The sequence below is a fragment of the Streptomyces sp. NPDC046716 genome, assembly GCF_040645755.1.
Taxonomy (GTDB): Bacteria; Actinomycetota; Actinomycetes; order Streptomycetales; family Streptomycetaceae; genus Streptomyces.
The window spans coordinates 42,210-56,634 of record NZ_JBEYYU010000008.1; the positions used below are offsets into that span (position 1 = coordinate 42,210).

Below are 14,425 nucleotides of genomic sequence, written 5' to 3' on the forward strand. Positions count from 1 at the left end.
CTCACGGTCCTTCGGGGGTGGTCGGCAGCAGGCGGGCCCGGCGCAGCGGCTCGGGGTCGGCCCACTGGTGCACGTCGACGGGGTCGGGCAGGAAGCCGTGCGCGCGCAGGGCCTCCTCCTGGCGGGCGAGCAGGCCGAGGCGGTCGGCGGAGAGGTCGGGGTGGAGGGTGCGGTGGGTGCCGGGGCGGTAGGCGCCCGCGACGCCCTCGGCTCCGGCGCCGGTCTCGGCGCCGAGGATGCGGGCCACGTCGCCGGGGTGTCCGGCGGCCCAGTCGGCGGCGCGCAGCAGCACGGCGAGGAACCGGTCGACGAGGTCGGGCCGGTCGTCGAGGAGCCGCTGGTGGACGGTGATGGGGCGGGGGGTGCCGTTGTTGACGCGGTGCGTCCGGTCGGGCAGCTCGTCGAGTTCGACGGCGACGCGGGCTCCGGCGCGGCGGGCCGCCTCGACGGCGAGCGCCCCCTTGACGTAGACGGCGTCGACGTCGCCGCGGCGCAGCGCGGCCAGCTCGGCGGCCCACTGTCCTTCATGTCCGTCGGCGGGTACGTCGACGAGGCGGGCGTCGTCCGGGGTGAGTCCGGCGGAGGCGAGGGCGCCCTCGAAGCCGCGCAGCGCCATGGCCCGCCAGAAGTCGATGGCGACGGTGTGCCGGGGCACGGCGAGGCGCAGGCCGCGCAGGTCGGCGGCGGCGCGCACCGCGCTGTCCGGGGCGACGAGGACGGCCTGGCGCTCCTCGATCCAGGTCAGCCCGATGAGCCGGGTCTCCTGGCCCCGCGAACGGGCCCACAGCGCGGGTACGTTGCCGCCTTCGCGGAAGAGTCCTGGCAGGGCGTGCGTGTAGTGGGTCTGCCGGTCGACGTCGGGCGCGGCGTCCTGCAGCGACCGTACGGCGATGCCGTCGGCGGCGAACTCGTCGGCGAGCCAGCGGCGGTCGGCGGCGATGCCGGTGGCCGTGGGCACGGGACAGCGGGTGAACCAGAGGGTGTCGGGGGTGGTGCGGGTCGGGGCGTGCGAGGGCATGGCGGGTCCCGGGTGTCAGGGTTCGGGGCAGGGCGGTGCGCGGGCGGGCGACGGCCCACGGGCGGCAGCGGGAGAGCGGGCAGGTGCCGCGGAGAGCGTGGAGAGAACGATGCGCGGCGGCGCGTCAGTGCGTCAGGCGCGGCGACAGGAGGCGCTGGTCACGCGGGCCAGATCGATGTGGCGGCGCAGCGTGAAGGCGGCCGGGACCGGGAGCGGGCGGGCGGCGGGCGCGACGCGGTGGTGGCGGTGCATGGCGCGGCTCCCTTCCCCGGATGTCCGGAACAGGCACGGTCGGTGCGGTGTGGCCGCAGACTCGCACGAGCCGCGACCGGGCGGCAAGCGACGTCCCACCATGTGGGAGCGGGTGTGAACGCGCTGTTGCGCCTGGGGGTCGGGGCTGCTCGGCGGTGCCGTGATGTGGGACGTTTCCTGTCGTCCCCCGCACTCCCTCCCCTCCCCCGGGACCACCGTGACCGATGACCTCCGCCCGCCCTCCGGCTCCCAGGCCGTGCGCCGCGCCCTGGACCTGCTGCACTGCTTCCACGACAACGGGCCGGATCTGAGCGCCTCCGATCTGGCCCGGCGGCTGGAGCTGTCCGGCTCCACGGCGCACCGGCTCGCCCGCACGCTGCTCGCGGCGGGCTTCCTGGAGCAGGACTTCCGCACGGCCCGCTACCGGCTCGGTCCGGCGGTGACCGAGCTGGGCCGGCTCTCGTACCACCAGCGGGGCCTGCACCTGGCCGCGCCGGAACTCGCCGACCTGGCCGAGCGCACCGGCGCCACGGCCGACCTCGCGCTGCGCAGCGGCCCGTACGCGGTGATCGTGGCGGGCGGCTCGGTCACCCCGAAGGTGGGGCTGCGCCGTCCGCTGCACTCGACGGCGCTGGGGAAGGTCCTGCTCGCGTGGCCGCGCCCGGGCGACGGCGATCTCGGCACGCTGCCGCCGCTGCACGCCTTCACCGACCGCACCATCGTCGAACGCGCCGCACTGGAGCGGGAGTTGACGCACGTACGGCAGAGCGGCCACGCCCTCAACGACGGTGAGTCCGCGCACGGGGTGCGCACTCTCGCGGTGCCGGTCCTGGACCACGCGGCGCACGCCCGGTTCGCGCTCGCGGTGCGGGCGACGCCTGAGCTGCTGCCCGACCGCCGCATCCCGTGGTTCCTGGAACGGGCCCGGTCCTGCGCGCGGGCCTTGGAGGTGCTGCTGCTGCCGCCCGGCGAGCGCGGCGCGTGAGGAGCCGCGGTGCGGGGCCCGGGGTCAGCCGCGGGCGATCGCGGCCAGGGAGCGGCGCATCGTCAGCCAGTAGCACGCGCAGGACACGACCATGCCGACCGGCAGCGCGAGGTCCACGCCGTCGAGCGCGGCGGCGATCGGGCCGGTGTAGAGGGTGCTCACACAGAGCGCGGCCGCGCCCGCGCCCGTCAACAGGGAGAAAGCTCCTGCCCAGTTGACGCCGCCGCGGTACCAGAACGGGCTGCCGGGCCGTTCGTCGCACAGCGCCGGGCCGTCGTAGCGGTTGCGGCGCAGGACGATGTCGGTGGCGTAGACGGCGACGGACGGGCCGAGCAGGACGACCGTCAGTTGCAGGACGTTGTTCACCGTGTCGAGGAAGTTGGAGATCAGCAGGCCGTACAGGGTGAGCGCGATCGCGACCGTGCCGTCGAACAGCACGCTGACCTGGCGGCGGATGGTGAGTCCCACGGCCTGGAGGGCGAGGCCCGCGCTGTAGGCGGTGAGGGCGTTGACGGCGATGGTGCCGAGGACGAGGGCGAGCAGGAACAGGGGCGTGAACCAGCCGGGCAGGATCGACTCCAGGGCCGACTGCGGGTCGGTCATGTCGACGGCGGTCGCGGCGAGTATGCCGATGAGGCTGGCGAGGAGGCCGGAGACGAAGTTGCCGAGGGCGGTCCAGCCGATGATCGCCCGCCTGGGCGTCGTGCGCGGCAGATAGCGGGAGAAGTCCGCGCTGGTGGTGTACGAGAGCGGGGCCGAGGCGACCATCGTGACCCCGGCGAGGACCGCCGCCCACAATCCGGCGCCGCTGAGCGGGTGTTGGGGGACGTAGCCGAACTCCGCGTGCCGTACGACGAAGACGGCGACCACGGCGAAGACCGCCGCGAGGACGAGCGTGATCGGGAGGTACAGCTTCACGATGGTGGCGTGGCCGTAGACGCTGATGACCAGCGTGAGCGCGGCGATGACGACGATCACGACGACCTTGACCGGGGTGTTCACCGTGATCCCGGTCCGCGCGACGAGCGAGAAGGCGGCGACGGCCGCGGCGGACAGGTTGAGCGCGAAGTAGCAGACGGAGATCAGCCAGCCGGTGATCGCGTTGTTCACGCGGTTGCCGATGACGCCGAAGAGCGCGCGGGTGACGACTTCGCTGGGCGCGCCCGCGGCCGGGCCGGGGATCGCGAGCAGACCGGTGAGGACCGAGAACAGGCTGCCCACGACGAGGACGGCGATGGCCTGCCAGAGGGCGAGGCCCATCAGGACCAGCGAGCCGCCGACGACCAGGCTCAGATAGTTCACGCCCGTCGCGGCCCACACCGCGAACAGTTCGCTCGCCTTCCCGCGCCGGTCCGCGTCCGGGATCACGTCGATGCCGTGGGCCTCGATCCGGCCGGCCCGGTTGTCGTCCGGCGGGGCGGTGGCGGCCCGGCCGGTGCGTGGGGACGGGTCGGGAAGTGTGGACGCCATCGAGCCCTCCGAGGGTGCTGAGCGGTGCTGGACCGACCCGCCTGCTTGCTTATTGGTCGCACACTCAATAACGTGCCGGGCATGTCGTCAAGCGTTGAGCGCAAGCGAATTCGAAAGTCACCGGCCGCCAGACGTGCGGAAATCGTTGCGTCGGCCGCCACAATTGCGCTTTCCGAAGGTCTGGAGGGCATCACGCTGCGCCGCATCGGCGAGGAGCTCGACGTCCGGCCGGGGCTCGTGAGCCACTACTTCCCCTCGGCGGAGGAACTGGTCGCGGAGGCGTTCGGCACGGCGGCGACGGCGGAGCTGGACACGCTCATCCCGGCGGAGCGGCCCGACGGCACCCCGACGGGGCATCTGGCCCGATTCCTGGCGCGCACGGCGGGCGATCCGGCGTGGGACGACATCAGCGCCCTGTGGATCAACGCCCGCCACCTCAGCCGCTACCGCCCGGCCCTGCGGACCGCTGTCGCCGAGCAGGAGGCCGCCTGGCGGGCCCGCCTCACCGGCCTGATCACGGACGGCGTCGAACACGGCGAGTTCCGCACCCCCGACCCGCTGATCGTCGCCCTCCAGATCCTGGTCGTCCTGGACGGCCTGAGCGCGGACGGCACCCTGACGCCGGACGACGTCCCGCCGGCGGTGGCCCGCATGGCCATCACCACGGCGGAACGCGAACTGTCCCTGGCACCGGGGGCGTTGGCGCCCCTTTAAGGGCGCGGGGAACTGCGCGAGCAACCACACACGACTCGCACCCGCCGACAACGAACAACCCACCACCCCCATGGGCGAAGGGGCGCGGGGAACTGCGCGCCCAGCCACACACCACCCGCACCCGAAACAACCCGCGGAGCCCCATGCACCCCCGACTCGCCCTGCTCAACGCCCACCTCCTGGACCCGGCGTCCGCCGGCGTCCTCCCCGCCACGGCGCTGGCCGTGGCGGAGGACGGCCGCATCGCGGCACTCGGCACCGACCAGGAGATCCGCGCGCTGGCCGGCCCGGCCACCACGGTGCTCGACCTCCAGGGCGCGACCGTCACCCCGGGCCTGGTCGACGGCCACATCCACCCCGCCCACGGCGCCGAACTCACCCACGGCCTCGACCTCTCCGCCTGCACCGGCCTGAGCGACGTACGCGAGGCACTGGCCCGGCACCGGAGGACCCTGGCGCCCGGGGCGTGGCTGCACGCCTGGGGCCTGGACCCGAACGTCTTCGGCGACCGCCCGGTCGAGTCCGCCGCGCTGTCCCCCGTGCTCGACGACGTCCCCGCGCTGATCCTCCTCTTCGACGCCCACTCGATGCTGGCGAGCCCGCGCGCGCTGGAACTCGCGGGCGTCGACGGCCCGCGCACCTTCGACCAGGCCGCCGAGGTGGTCTGCGACGAGAGCGGCCGGCCCACCGGTCTGCTCCTGGAGGACGCCGCCTGCGAGCTCGTCGAGCGGGCCGCGCCGCAGCCGACCCGCGCCGAGCGCCGCGACCGGCTCGCGGCGGCGCTGCGCGCGATGGCCGCGGCGGGCCTGACCGGCGGGCACGCGATGGACGCGAACGGCGACAGCCTCGAGCTGTACCGGGAGCTCGACGAGGCGGGCGAGCTCCCGGTGCGGCTGCGCGTCGCCCCCTGGTGCCAGCCGGGCGCCGACGCCGACGCACTGCGCGCGCTCGTCGAACTCCAGGGCACCGGCGGCCGGTTGTGGCAGGTCGCCGGAGTGAAGCTGTTCATGGACGGCACCATCGACAACGGCACCGCCTGGCTGGAGCGGCCCGACTGCCACGGCGAGTCGACGCACGCGTTCTGGCCGGACCCGGCGGCGTACACGCAGGTCGTCGGCGAGCTGCACCGCGCCGGCGTGCCGACGGCCACGCACGCGATCGGCGACGCGGCGGTCCGGCACGTGCTCGACTCCGTGGCGAAGGCACGGGCCGGGGCCCCCGGATCCGTACGCCACCGGGTCGAGCACATCGAGACCGTGCCCGACGACACGGTGCGCCGCTTCGCCGAGCTGGACGTCGTGGCCTCCATGCAGCCCACCCACTGCTGCGACTTCACCCGCGCCGACCACACCGACAACTGGTCGCGGCGGCTCGGCGCGGACCGGGCCGGGCGGGCGTGGCGCTGCCGCGACCTGCTGGACGCCGGGGCGCGGGTCGTCCTCGGCTCGGACTGGCCCATCGCCCCCTACCCGCCGCTCGGCGTCCTGGCGGGCGCCCGCCACCGGCGCCCGAGCCGCGACCTGAGCCTGCCGCCGCACGGCCCGGAGCAGGCGCTGACCGGGATGGAGGCGCTGCGCGCGATGACGGTCGCCCCGGCGTACGCCTCGGGCGAGGAGGGGGTTGCCGGGCGGCTCGGGGTCGGGGCGCGAGGGGATCTTTCGGTGTTCGGCGGGGATCCGGTGGCCGTCGACGCCACCGAACTGGCCGATGTTCCGGTGCGGTTGACCGTGGTCGGCGGCCGTGTGACCCATCGGGCCGCCGACCTCTAGGGGCACGCCCGGCCTCGGTCGGGTGCGGGTGCGTCGTGGCTTGTCGCGCGGTTCCCCGCGCCCCTGGGCCTACATGTGGTGGGGGTCGTCGTAGGGCGGGATCGAGCCGTCCGCCTTCTTCACCAGGAACAGCCCCGCCATCCCCATGTCCGAGTGACTCTGGACATGGCAGTGGTACATCCACGCCCCGGCGCCCACCCCCTCCCCCGCGACGATCTGGAACCCGAACGAGTCGGCCGGGCCGCAGATCTTGTTGTCGAGGACCTGGGTGGGGTCGTCGGGGCCGGTGAGCATGCCGGTGCGGTTGTCCGCCCAGCGGTGACCGTGCATGTGGAACGTGTGGTAGTACTCGCCGTGCGTGATCATCACGATCTCGACCCGGTCGCCCACCGTGGCCTCGAAGGTGGGGGCGTCGTGCATGCCCTTGTTGTTGATCGTCATGTCGTTGAAGACGATGGTGAACGTCTTGCCGGGGTCCGGCAGCAGGTCGCCCTTGCGGCGCACGATCACCGGGCCGTAAAGGCCCTTCTTGATGCCGCCGGTGCCGTGGTCGGTGCCCACGACGTGGTCGTGGTAGTGCCAGTAGCCCGCGGTGCCGGGGCGCCAGGTGCCGTCCTTGCGGCGGCCCGGCGCGTGGGTGCGCCAGGTGTAGGTGCGGGTGCCGCCGGGCTCGACATGGCTGCGGTTCATCCGCGTACCGTCGCTGGAGATCTCGTAGTCCATGCCGTGGACGTGCAGGCTCGCGTCGACGTCCGTGAGGTTCTCGAACTCGATGTGCAGCGTGTCGCCCTCGTTCAGCTCGATCAGCGGGCCGGGGACCGACGCCTTGCCCTTCTCGAAGCCGTAGCCGAGCTGCCCGTCCGCGAGCTTCTCCGCGTACATCTTGATCCGTCTGACCTCACCGCCCGCCGGCGCGGTGCGCGGCGGGGTGTCGGCGCCGGCCGCGGGAGGCGCGGAGGCCCCGATGGACAACGATGTCACCCCGGCCGTCGCGGCCACCGCGCCGCCGATCAGCATGCGGCGACTGAGCGCACGACGGTCGCCCTCGCTCGCCCGGTTCGCCTCTTCGTGTTCCGTCACGGCCAACTCCCCAGCCTCGTACCGGTCTTCACGTCACACAGAGCATCGCGCCGATCACCGTAGCCAGGTGATCTTCGTTTATCCACACTCAGGACAAAGTTCGTGCCATTGCGGTCATACCTATTGGCGCGCCATGAAAAGAGGTCTAGTTTTCACCGCGCTGTTGCTGTGTCCGACGAGGGGCGAGTGAACACATGCGGCATCTACCGCATCAAAAGCCGTTGCCCGTACGAGAGTTCAGAGCGAGCAGGCGCAGACGTGCCCGGATCGTGGCCGGAGGTGTCGCGGCCGGAGCGCTCGCCGCGGGACTCCTGGGCATGCCGAACGCGAGCGCGCAACCGGACCCGGCCGGGCCCGTGACAACGATGTCCGTCAAGTCGCCGCCCGGCGGTGCCACCGTCCGGGTCCTGCTGTTCTACGGGTCCGCGGCGGGCGGCGACGAGTCGCCCGTGGTGAACGCGGGCATCGAGGCGATCGAGAAGATCGGCCAGTCGGGGCCGGCCGGACAGCGGTTCACCGTCACCGCGACCGACGACGCCTCCGTCTTCACGAACGGCACCAAGATGGGGCGCTTCAACTCCGTGGTGTTCCTGACCGGCGGCGGGGACGTCCTCGACCCCGACCAGGAGGCCGGGCTCGAGACGTACATGGAGGCCGGCGGCGGTTTCGTCGGCGTCCACGACGCGGCGCGCGCCGAGCCGTACTCCGACTGGTTCACGGGACTCGTGGGCGCCCGGCCCGCCGCCTCGTCGCCGACCGGCGTGCAGCGGGCCACCGTCGAGGTCGGCGACCGGCAGCACCCGGCGACGAAGGATCTGCCGACGCAGTGGAAGCGGCCCGACCAGTGGCTGAACTGGGTCAAGAACCCGTCCGGCGACGTGCACACGGTCGCGCGGGTGCGCGAGTCGACCTACAAGCCGGGTGACAGCGCCAACGGCGGTGACCATCCGGTGAGTTGGTGCCGTGACTACGACGGCGGCCGGTCCTTCTACACCGGCATGGGCGGGACCGCCTCCTCCTACGACGAGGCGGACTTCCGCGACCATCTGCGCGGCGCGCTGCTGTGGACGACGCGGCTCGTGCGCGCCGACTGCAAGGCGACGATCAACGGCAACTACAAGGCCGAGCGGCTGACCCAGGCCAATCAGCCCGGGCAGAACGACCAGATCGGCGAGCCGCACGGCCTGGTGAGCGCGCCCGACGGGCGGATCCTCTACATCGGGCGCGGCGGCGCGGACTCCTCGCAGCCGGTCGTCACGGACTGGAACGACCCCGACGTCGGCAAGGGCAAGGGGCAGATCCACGTCTACGACCCGAAGACCAAGAAGGTCACTCTCGCCGGGGAGTTGACCGTCTTCGGCAACAAGGGCGGCGGCGACGAGCTCGTCAAGGTCGAGGAGGGGCTGCTCGGCATCGAGCTGGATCCGAAGTTCGAGCAGAACGGGTGGGTGTACCTGCACTACACGCCGCACTCGCAGCTCGACCGGGACAAGCAGATCGCCGAGCGGCGGGTCTCCCGCTTCACGCTCGACCGGGCCACGAACAAGCTGGACCTGAGCAGCGAGAAGGTGCTGCTCAAGTGGCCGGTTCAGGTGCACAGTTGCTGCCACGCCGGTGGCGGGATGGCCTGGGACTCGAAGGGGAACCTGTACGTCGCGACCGGCGACAACAACTCCTCGCAGTTCAGCGACGGTTACTCGGGCAACAACCCGGAGCCGAACTACAAGGGCGTCTCGTTCGCCGACGCCCGCCGCACCGCGGGCAACACCAACAACCTCAACGGCAAGATCCTGCGCATCCACCCGGAGGCCGACGGCACGTACACCCTGCCGGAGGGCAACCTCTTCACCGGCAAGGAGACGGCAGAGGGCGGCGGCAAGACGCGCGGCGAGATCTATGTGATGGGCGTCCGCAACCCGGCGCGCATCTCGATCGACCGGAAGACCGACACGCTCTACGCGGGCTGGGTCGGACCGGACGCCGGTGAGCCCTCGACGACCTGGGGTCCGGCGAAGTACGACACGTTCGCCGTCATCACCAAGGCGTCGAACCGCGGCTGGCCGTACTGCATGGGCAACAAGCAGCCCTACCGCGACCGCAATCTGCCGGACCCGAGCAAGCCGCTGGGCTGGTACGACTGCGACCACCCGAAGAACGAGTCGCCGAACAACGACGGTCTCGTCAATCTGCCGCCGGTCACCGGGAACAACATCTGGTACTCGCCGCAGGGCGGCGCCCCGGACTACCCGCGCGACGCGAACGGCGTCCCGTCCTACAAGAAGGACGAGGCCACCTATCTGCTGCCGTGGCTGAAGGGCGGCGGCCAGGCGGCCATGGACGGACCGGTGTACCGGTACGACGCGTCGATCCCGAACGCGGACAAGTGGCCGGGCTACTGGGACGGCAAGTGGTTCGTCGGTGACTTCTACGACTCCGACCAGCCGCGCAACGCGGTCGTGATGGATCCGGCCACCCAGGGCGACGGCGGACTCCCGGTCCACTCCGAGACGCTCAAGAAGATCGTCCCGGTCGGGAACGACGGCATCAAGAACCTCATGGACTGGAAGTTCGGTCCCGACGGTGCGCTGTACGTCCTCGACTACGGGCGCGGCTTCTTCACCTCCGACTCCAAGTCGGCGCTGTGGAAGGTCACGTACACCGGTGGCGAGCCGACTCCGGCGGCCGATCAGCTGGCCAGGAAGGGCTGACCCATGCGTACACGAGAACGGCCCAGACATGTGATCGCGCTGCTCGCGGCGCTCCTGCTGCTCCTCGGGCTCGGCGGCACCCAGGCCGCGTACAGCCAGCCGGACCCGTCGGGCACGGCGGCCGAGCAGGTGCTGACGTGGACGGCCGGCGACGACATCACGAAGTACGCGTCGGCGCCGACGACCGCGGTCGCGGGCAAGGCGACGATCGTCTTCGAGAACAGCGCGGCGACCGGCAACACCACGGGGATGCCGCACACGCTGACCTTCGACGTGTCGGATCCCGAGTACAACAACGACGTCCCGGTCAACATCATGGCCAACCCGAACGACGACCAGGGCGGCAAGTACTCCGTCGAGGTCACCCTCTCCCCCGGCAAGTACCGCTATCACTGCACGATCCCCGGCCACACCAGCATGACGGGGGTCCTGACGGTGACGGACGGCGGCGGCGGTGACGACACCACCGCGCCGGAGACCTCCGCCAAGGCCGAGGGGCAGACCAACGCCGACGGCGCGTTCGTCGGTTCGGCGTCGGTGACCGTGTCGGCGACCGACGACGGCTCGGGCGTCGACCGGATCGAGTACGCCCTGGACGACGGCGCCTACACGCCGTACACGGCCGCGGTGGTCGTCGACCAGGTCGGCGCGCACACCCTGAAGTACCGGGCGACCGACAAGGCGGGCAACACCGCCGCCGAGAAGTCCCTGGAGTTCACGGTGGTGGCGCCGCCGACGGACGACACGACGGCGCCGGAGACCTCGGCGACGGTGACCGGCGAGAAGGACGCCGACGGCGCCTACCTGGGGATGGCGACGGTCACGGTGACCGCGTCCGACACCGGTTCCGGCGTCAACACCATCGAGTACGCGGTCGGTGCGGACGGCGCCTGGCAGCCGTACACCGCGCCGGTCATGGTGCACAAGGCGGGCGCGTACACCGTGCGCTACCGGGCCACGGACAAGGCGGGCAACCGGGCGGCGGAGAAGTCCGTCGACTTCACGGTCGTCGAGCCGCCCGCGCAGGACACCACCCCGCCGAGCGTGTCCCTCGCGGTCGCCGGCGACAAGAACTCGGACAACGCCTACGTCAACAGCGCGAAGCTGACGCTGACGGCGACGGACGACGACTCCGGGGTCGACAAGGTCGAGTACTCGCTCGACGGCGGGCCCTATCTCGCGTACACCGCGCCGGTCGTGGTGGACCGGGTGGGCGCGCACTCGGTCGCGTACCGGGCGAGCGACAAGGCGGGGAACACCGCCGCGGCGCAGACCTTCGTGTTCGCGGTCGCGTCGGGCGGCGGGGTGCCCGCACCCAACTGCCCGGAGTACGACGAGCGCTCCACGGTGTTCGTCGGGACGACCGACACGGGCATCCCGAACCGGGTCACGAACAACCGGTGCCGGATCGGCGAGTTGATCGAGGACGAGAAGGAGTGGACGTCGCACGCCCTCTTCGTGAAGCACGTGAAGACGGTGACCGACCGGCTCCTGAAGGAAGGCGTCCTCGACCAGCGCGAGTACAACAAGCTCAACAAGGCGGCGAAGGCGTCCCCGATCGGCAAGCCCGGCCAGACCGAGGGCTACACCAAGATCCTGGACGGCACGCAGGAGCAGTTCGCGAAGTGGGAGCAGGTCGGCGGCGGCAAGTTCGCGCTGAACGACGACGGCTCGATCACCAGCCGTACGGACGTCGACGGCATGGGGATGCTCTGGTTCCCGCAGCGCAAGTACGGGAACTTCTCGCTGAAGCTCCAGTGGCGTGACGACGCGCCGGGCACGGGCAACGCCAACGGCGGTGTGTTCGTGCGCTTCCCGTGGGTGCACGACAACCCCGAGGAGCCGAGCCCGGAGTGGGTCGCCATCAAGTACGGGCACGAGATCCAGGTGCTCGACAAGCCCGACGGCGACATGTACAAGACCGGGTCGGTCTACGGCTTCGACCAGGTCGGCCTCGCGGGAGCGGGCGTCACCCAGAAGGGCACGTGGAACGACTACGAGGTGAAGGTGGTGGACCAGCACTTCTCGATCTACCGCAACGGTGTGCTGCTCAACGAGTTCGACAACACCGGTGGCCAGGTCTTCGAACCCCCGCGGGGCGACGACCCGGGCACCGACGGCCGGCGCTACTCCTCCGGCTATGTCGGGCTCCAGGTGCACAGCACCTCGGACGTCATCTCCTACCGGGACATCCGGGTGAAGGAACTGCCGTAGCGCAGTGGTGAAGCGGGTCGAGCCGGGTCAGTCCTCGTGTCTGGCCCGGCTCGGCTGTACCCGCTTGGGCTCGCCCGGCATCTTCGGGTACTCGGGCGGATACGGCAGATCTCCGAGGCCGCGGTCCTTCTCGTCCCGGTCGGCGAGTTCGAGGAGGGCGTCGAGGGAGTGCCGCTCGGCGTCCATGTCCGCGTGCACGTCGCCGAGTTCGGCGTACCGCTTGGGCAGGGAGACGATGTCGAAGTCGCGGGGCAGCGCGTCGCCCAGCTCGTCCCAGGTCAGCGGGGCGGAGACCGGGGCGTTCGGGCGGGCGCGGACCGAGTAGGCGGAGGCGATGGTGCGGTCCCGCGCCGTCTGGTTGAAGTCGACGAAGATCCGCTCCCCGCGCTCCTCCTTCCACCAGGCCGTGGTGACGAACTGCGGCATCCTGCGCTCCAGTTCGCGGCCGCAGGCGATCGCGGCGCGCCGCACCTCGGTGAAGGTCCAGCGCGGCTCGATGGGCACGAAGACGTGCAGACCGCGCCCGCCGGAGGTCTTGGGCCAGCCGCGCAGCCCGCCGAACTCGTGCAGCACGGCGCGCAGTTCGCGGGCCGCGTGCACCGCGTCGGCGTAGTCGGTGCCGGGCTGCGGGTCGAGGTCGATGCGGAGTTCGTCGGGGTGGTCGGGGTCGTCCCGGCGCACGGGCCACGGATGGAAGGTGAGGGTCCCGTACTGGGCGGCCCACACCACGGCGGCGATCTCGGTGGGGCACATCTCGTCGGCGGTGCGCCCGGACGGGAAGGTGATGGTGGCCGTCGGGATCCAGTCCGGCAGGTTCTTCGCGGCGCGCTTCTGGTAGAAGGACTCGCCGGTGACGCCCTCGGGGTAGCGCTCAAGGGTGGTGGGGCGGTCGCGCAGCGCGCGCACGATGCCGTCGCCGACCGCGAGGAAGTACTGCGCGAGGTCCAGCTTCGTGTACCCCTTCCCGCCGCCGCCGTCGGGGAAGTACACCTTGTCGGGGCTGGACAGCCGCACCGTCCGCCCGCCCGCTTCCAGCTCCACTGCCGCGCCTTTGCTGCCCATGGCCCCACGCTAGGCCGACCGGACGTAGTGCGCATACCGGGCGATTCCCCGAGGTACGGGACAGAATCGGTTCATGGATCTTCCCGTGATGCCGCCGGTCCGGCCGATGCTCGCCAAGTCCGCCGCCCGGATCCCGGCGGGGATGCACTACGAGGCCAAGTGGGACGGCTTCCGGGCGATCGTCTTCCGCGACGGCCCCGAGATCGAGCTGACCAGCCGCACCACCAAGTCGCTGACCAGGTATTTTCCCGAGCTGGTGGCGGCCCTGGCCGAGCGGCTTCCGCAGCGCTGCGTGCTCGACGGGGAGATCGTGATCGCGCGGGACGGGCGGCTCGACTTCGACGCGCTGAGCGAGCGGATCCACCCGGCCGATTCCCGGGTGCGCACCCTCGCCGAACGCACCCCGGCCTCCTTCGTGGCCTTCGACGTGCTGGCGCTCGGCGACGAGTCGCTGACCGACACCCCGCTGGCCGAGCGCAGACGGCGCCTGGAGGAGGCCCTGGCCGACACCTCCGCGCCCGTGCACGTGGCGCCCGCGACGACCGACGCCGAGCTGGCGGGACGCTGGTTCGAGCAGTTCGAGGGCGCGGGGCTCGACGGCATCGTGGCCAAGCCGCCGGACCTGCGCTACCGCCAGGACGAACGCCTGATGATCAAGGTCAAGCACGAGCGGACGGCGGACTGCGTGGTCGCCGGGTACCGCTTCCACAAGAGCGGCCCCGTCGTCGGCTCCCTGCTCCTCGGGCTCCACGACGACCAGGGCGCCCTCCAGCATGTCGGGGTGTGCGCGGCCTTCACCATGAAGCGGCGCACGGAACTGGTCGCGGAGCTGGAGCCGCTGCGCATGGACGACCCCGCCGGGCACCCGTGGGCGGACTGGGGCGACCAGTCCGCGCACGAGGGGAAGCGGATGCCGGGCGCGACGAGCCGCTGGACGGGCAAGAAGGACCTGTCGTGGGTGGCGCTGCGGCCCGAGCTGGTCTGCGAGGTGGCGTACGACCACATGGAGAACGGGGCGCGCTTCCGGCACACGGCCCGCTTCCGCCGCTGGCGCCCCGACCGGGAGCCCGGGAGCTGTACGTACGCGCAGTTGGAGGAACCGGTCTCGTTCGATCTGGCGGACGTGCTGCGCTGAAGCGGGGCGCGGCCGGAT

At 71.9% G+C, this 14,425-nt stretch carries 10 protein-coding genes; 6 read left to right on the forward strand and 4 right to left on the reverse strand.

Annotation, left to right across the window (positions count from 1 at the left end; all coding sequences use genetic code 11):
* Nucleotide 1: 1 nt before the first annotated feature.
* Complete coding sequence (locus ABZ930_RS08545; protein WP_361543599.1) at nt 2-1,018, reverse strand: ABC transporter substrate-binding protein; 1,017 nt, start codon at nt 1,016-1,018, stop codon at nt 2-4.
* Between the two features lie 469 nt (nt 1,019-1,487).
* On the opposite strand from ABZ930_RS08545, the gene ABZ930_RS08550 reads away from it, so the two are divergent.
* A complete protein-coding gene (locus tag ABZ930_RS08550; protein WP_361543602.1) occupies nt 1,488-2,255 on the forward strand; it encodes an IclR family transcriptional regulator in 768 nt (255 codons plus the stop codon).
* Nucleotides 2,256-2,279: 24 nt separating this feature from the next.
* Here the strand turns inward: ABZ930_RS08550 and ABZ930_RS08555 are convergent, their stop codons facing one another.
* Nucleotides 2,280-3,725: a cytosine permease gene (locus ABZ930_RS08555; protein WP_361543605.1), complete on the reverse strand. Its 1,446-nt coding sequence runs from the start codon at nt 3,723-3,725 to the stop codon at nt 2,280-2,282.
* Nucleotides 3,726-3,806: 81 nt separating this feature from the next.
* Here ABZ930_RS08555 and ABZ930_RS08560 point away from each other — a divergent pair, with 81 nt between their 5' ends.
* Both ABZ930_RS08560 and ABZ930_RS08565 read left to right on the forward strand, forming a co-directional pair.
* Nucleotides 3,807-4,439, forward strand: coding sequence for a TetR family transcriptional regulator C-terminal domain-containing protein (locus tag ABZ930_RS08560; protein WP_361543608.1), 633 nt, complete (start codon nt 3,807-3,809; stop codon nt 4,437-4,439).
* 143 nt (nt 4,440-4,582) lie between these two features.
* On the forward strand, nt 4,583-6,208 hold the full coding sequence (locus ABZ930_RS08565) for an amidohydrolase (protein ID WP_361543611.1): 1,626 nt from the start codon (nt 4,583-4,585) through the stop codon (nt 6,206-6,208).
* 69 nt (nt 6,209-6,277) lie between these two features.
* Here ABZ930_RS08565 and ABZ930_RS08570 read toward each other — a convergent pair whose 3' ends face one another.
* The gene (locus tag ABZ930_RS08570) at nt 6,278-7,225 is read right to left on the reverse strand and encodes a multicopper oxidase domain-containing protein (RefSeq protein WP_361543959.1); all 948 of its coding nucleotides are present in this window, start codon (nt 7,223-7,225) and stop codon (nt 6,278-6,280) included.
* A 380-nt stretch (nt 7,226-7,605) separates the two neighbouring features.
* Here ABZ930_RS08570 and ABZ930_RS08575 point away from each other — a divergent pair, with 380 nt between their 5' ends.
* Entirely contained in the window at nt 7,606-9,996 is a 2,391-nt protein-coding gene (locus ABZ930_RS08575; protein ID WP_361543962.1) for a ThuA domain-containing protein, read from the forward strand.
* 3 nt (nt 9,997-9,999) lie between these two features.
* Nucleotides 10,000-12,210 carry a family 16 glycoside hydrolase gene (locus tag ABZ930_RS08580; RefSeq protein WP_361543614.1) on the forward strand — a complete coding sequence of 737 codons (2,211 nt, stop codon included), beginning with the start codon at nt 10,000-10,002 and terminating at the stop codon, nt 12,208-12,210.
* Nucleotides 12,211-12,237: 27 nt separating this feature from the next.
* Here the strand turns inward: ABZ930_RS08580 and ligD are convergent, their stop codons facing one another.
* A complete protein-coding gene (gene ligD, locus ABZ930_RS08585; protein WP_361543617.1) occupies nt 12,238-13,272 on the reverse strand; it encodes a non-homologous end-joining DNA ligase in 1,035 nt (344 codons plus the stop codon).
* 73 nt (nt 13,273-13,345) lie between these two features.
* Between ligD and ABZ930_RS08590 the strand changes: the two genes are divergently transcribed.
* A complete protein-coding gene (locus tag ABZ930_RS08590) occupies nt 13,346-14,407 on the forward strand; it encodes an ATP-dependent DNA ligase (protein ID WP_361543620.1) in 1,062 nt (353 codons plus the stop codon).
* Nucleotides 14,408-14,425: the final 18 nt, after the last annotated feature.

What these genes read in the sequence shown, in the direction of transcription:
- ABZ930_RS08545 (WP_361543599.1), bottom strand. Translation starts at nt 1,018, where the DNA reads ATGCCCTCGCACGCCCCGACCCGCACCACCCCCGACACCCTCTGGTTC.
- ABZ930_RS08555 (WP_361543605.1), bottom strand. Translation starts at nt 3,725, where the DNA reads ATGGCGTCCACACTTCCCGACCCGTCCCCACGCACCGGCCGGGCCGCC.
- ABZ930_RS08560 (WP_361543608.1), top strand. Translation starts at nt 3,807, where the DNA reads ATGTCGTCAAGCGTTGAGCGCAAGCGAATTCGAAAGTCACCGGCCGCC.
- ABZ930_RS08565 (WP_361543611.1), top strand. Translation starts at nt 4,583, where the DNA reads ATGCACCCCCGACTCGCCCTGCTCAACGCCCACCTCCTGGACCCGGCG.
- ABZ930_RS08570 (WP_361543959.1), bottom strand. Translation starts at nt 7,225, where the DNA reads ATGCTGATCGGCGGCGCGGTGGCCGCGACGGCCGGGGTGACATCGTTG.
- ABZ930_RS08575 (WP_361543962.1), top strand. Translation starts at nt 7,606, where the DNA reads ATGCCGAACGCGAGCGCGCAACCGGACCCGGCCGGGCCCGTGACAACG.
- ABZ930_RS08580 (WP_361543614.1), top strand. Translation starts at nt 10,000, where the DNA reads ATGCGTACACGAGAACGGCCCAGACATGTGATCGCGCTGCTCGCGGCG.
- ligD (WP_361543617.1), bottom strand. Translation starts at nt 13,272, where the DNA reads ATGGGCAGCAAAGGCGCGGCAGTGGAGCTGGAAGCGGGCGGGCGGACG.
- ABZ930_RS08590 (WP_361543620.1), top strand. Translation starts at nt 13,346, where the DNA reads ATGGATCTTCCCGTGATGCCGCCGGTCCGGCCGATGCTCGCCAAGTCC.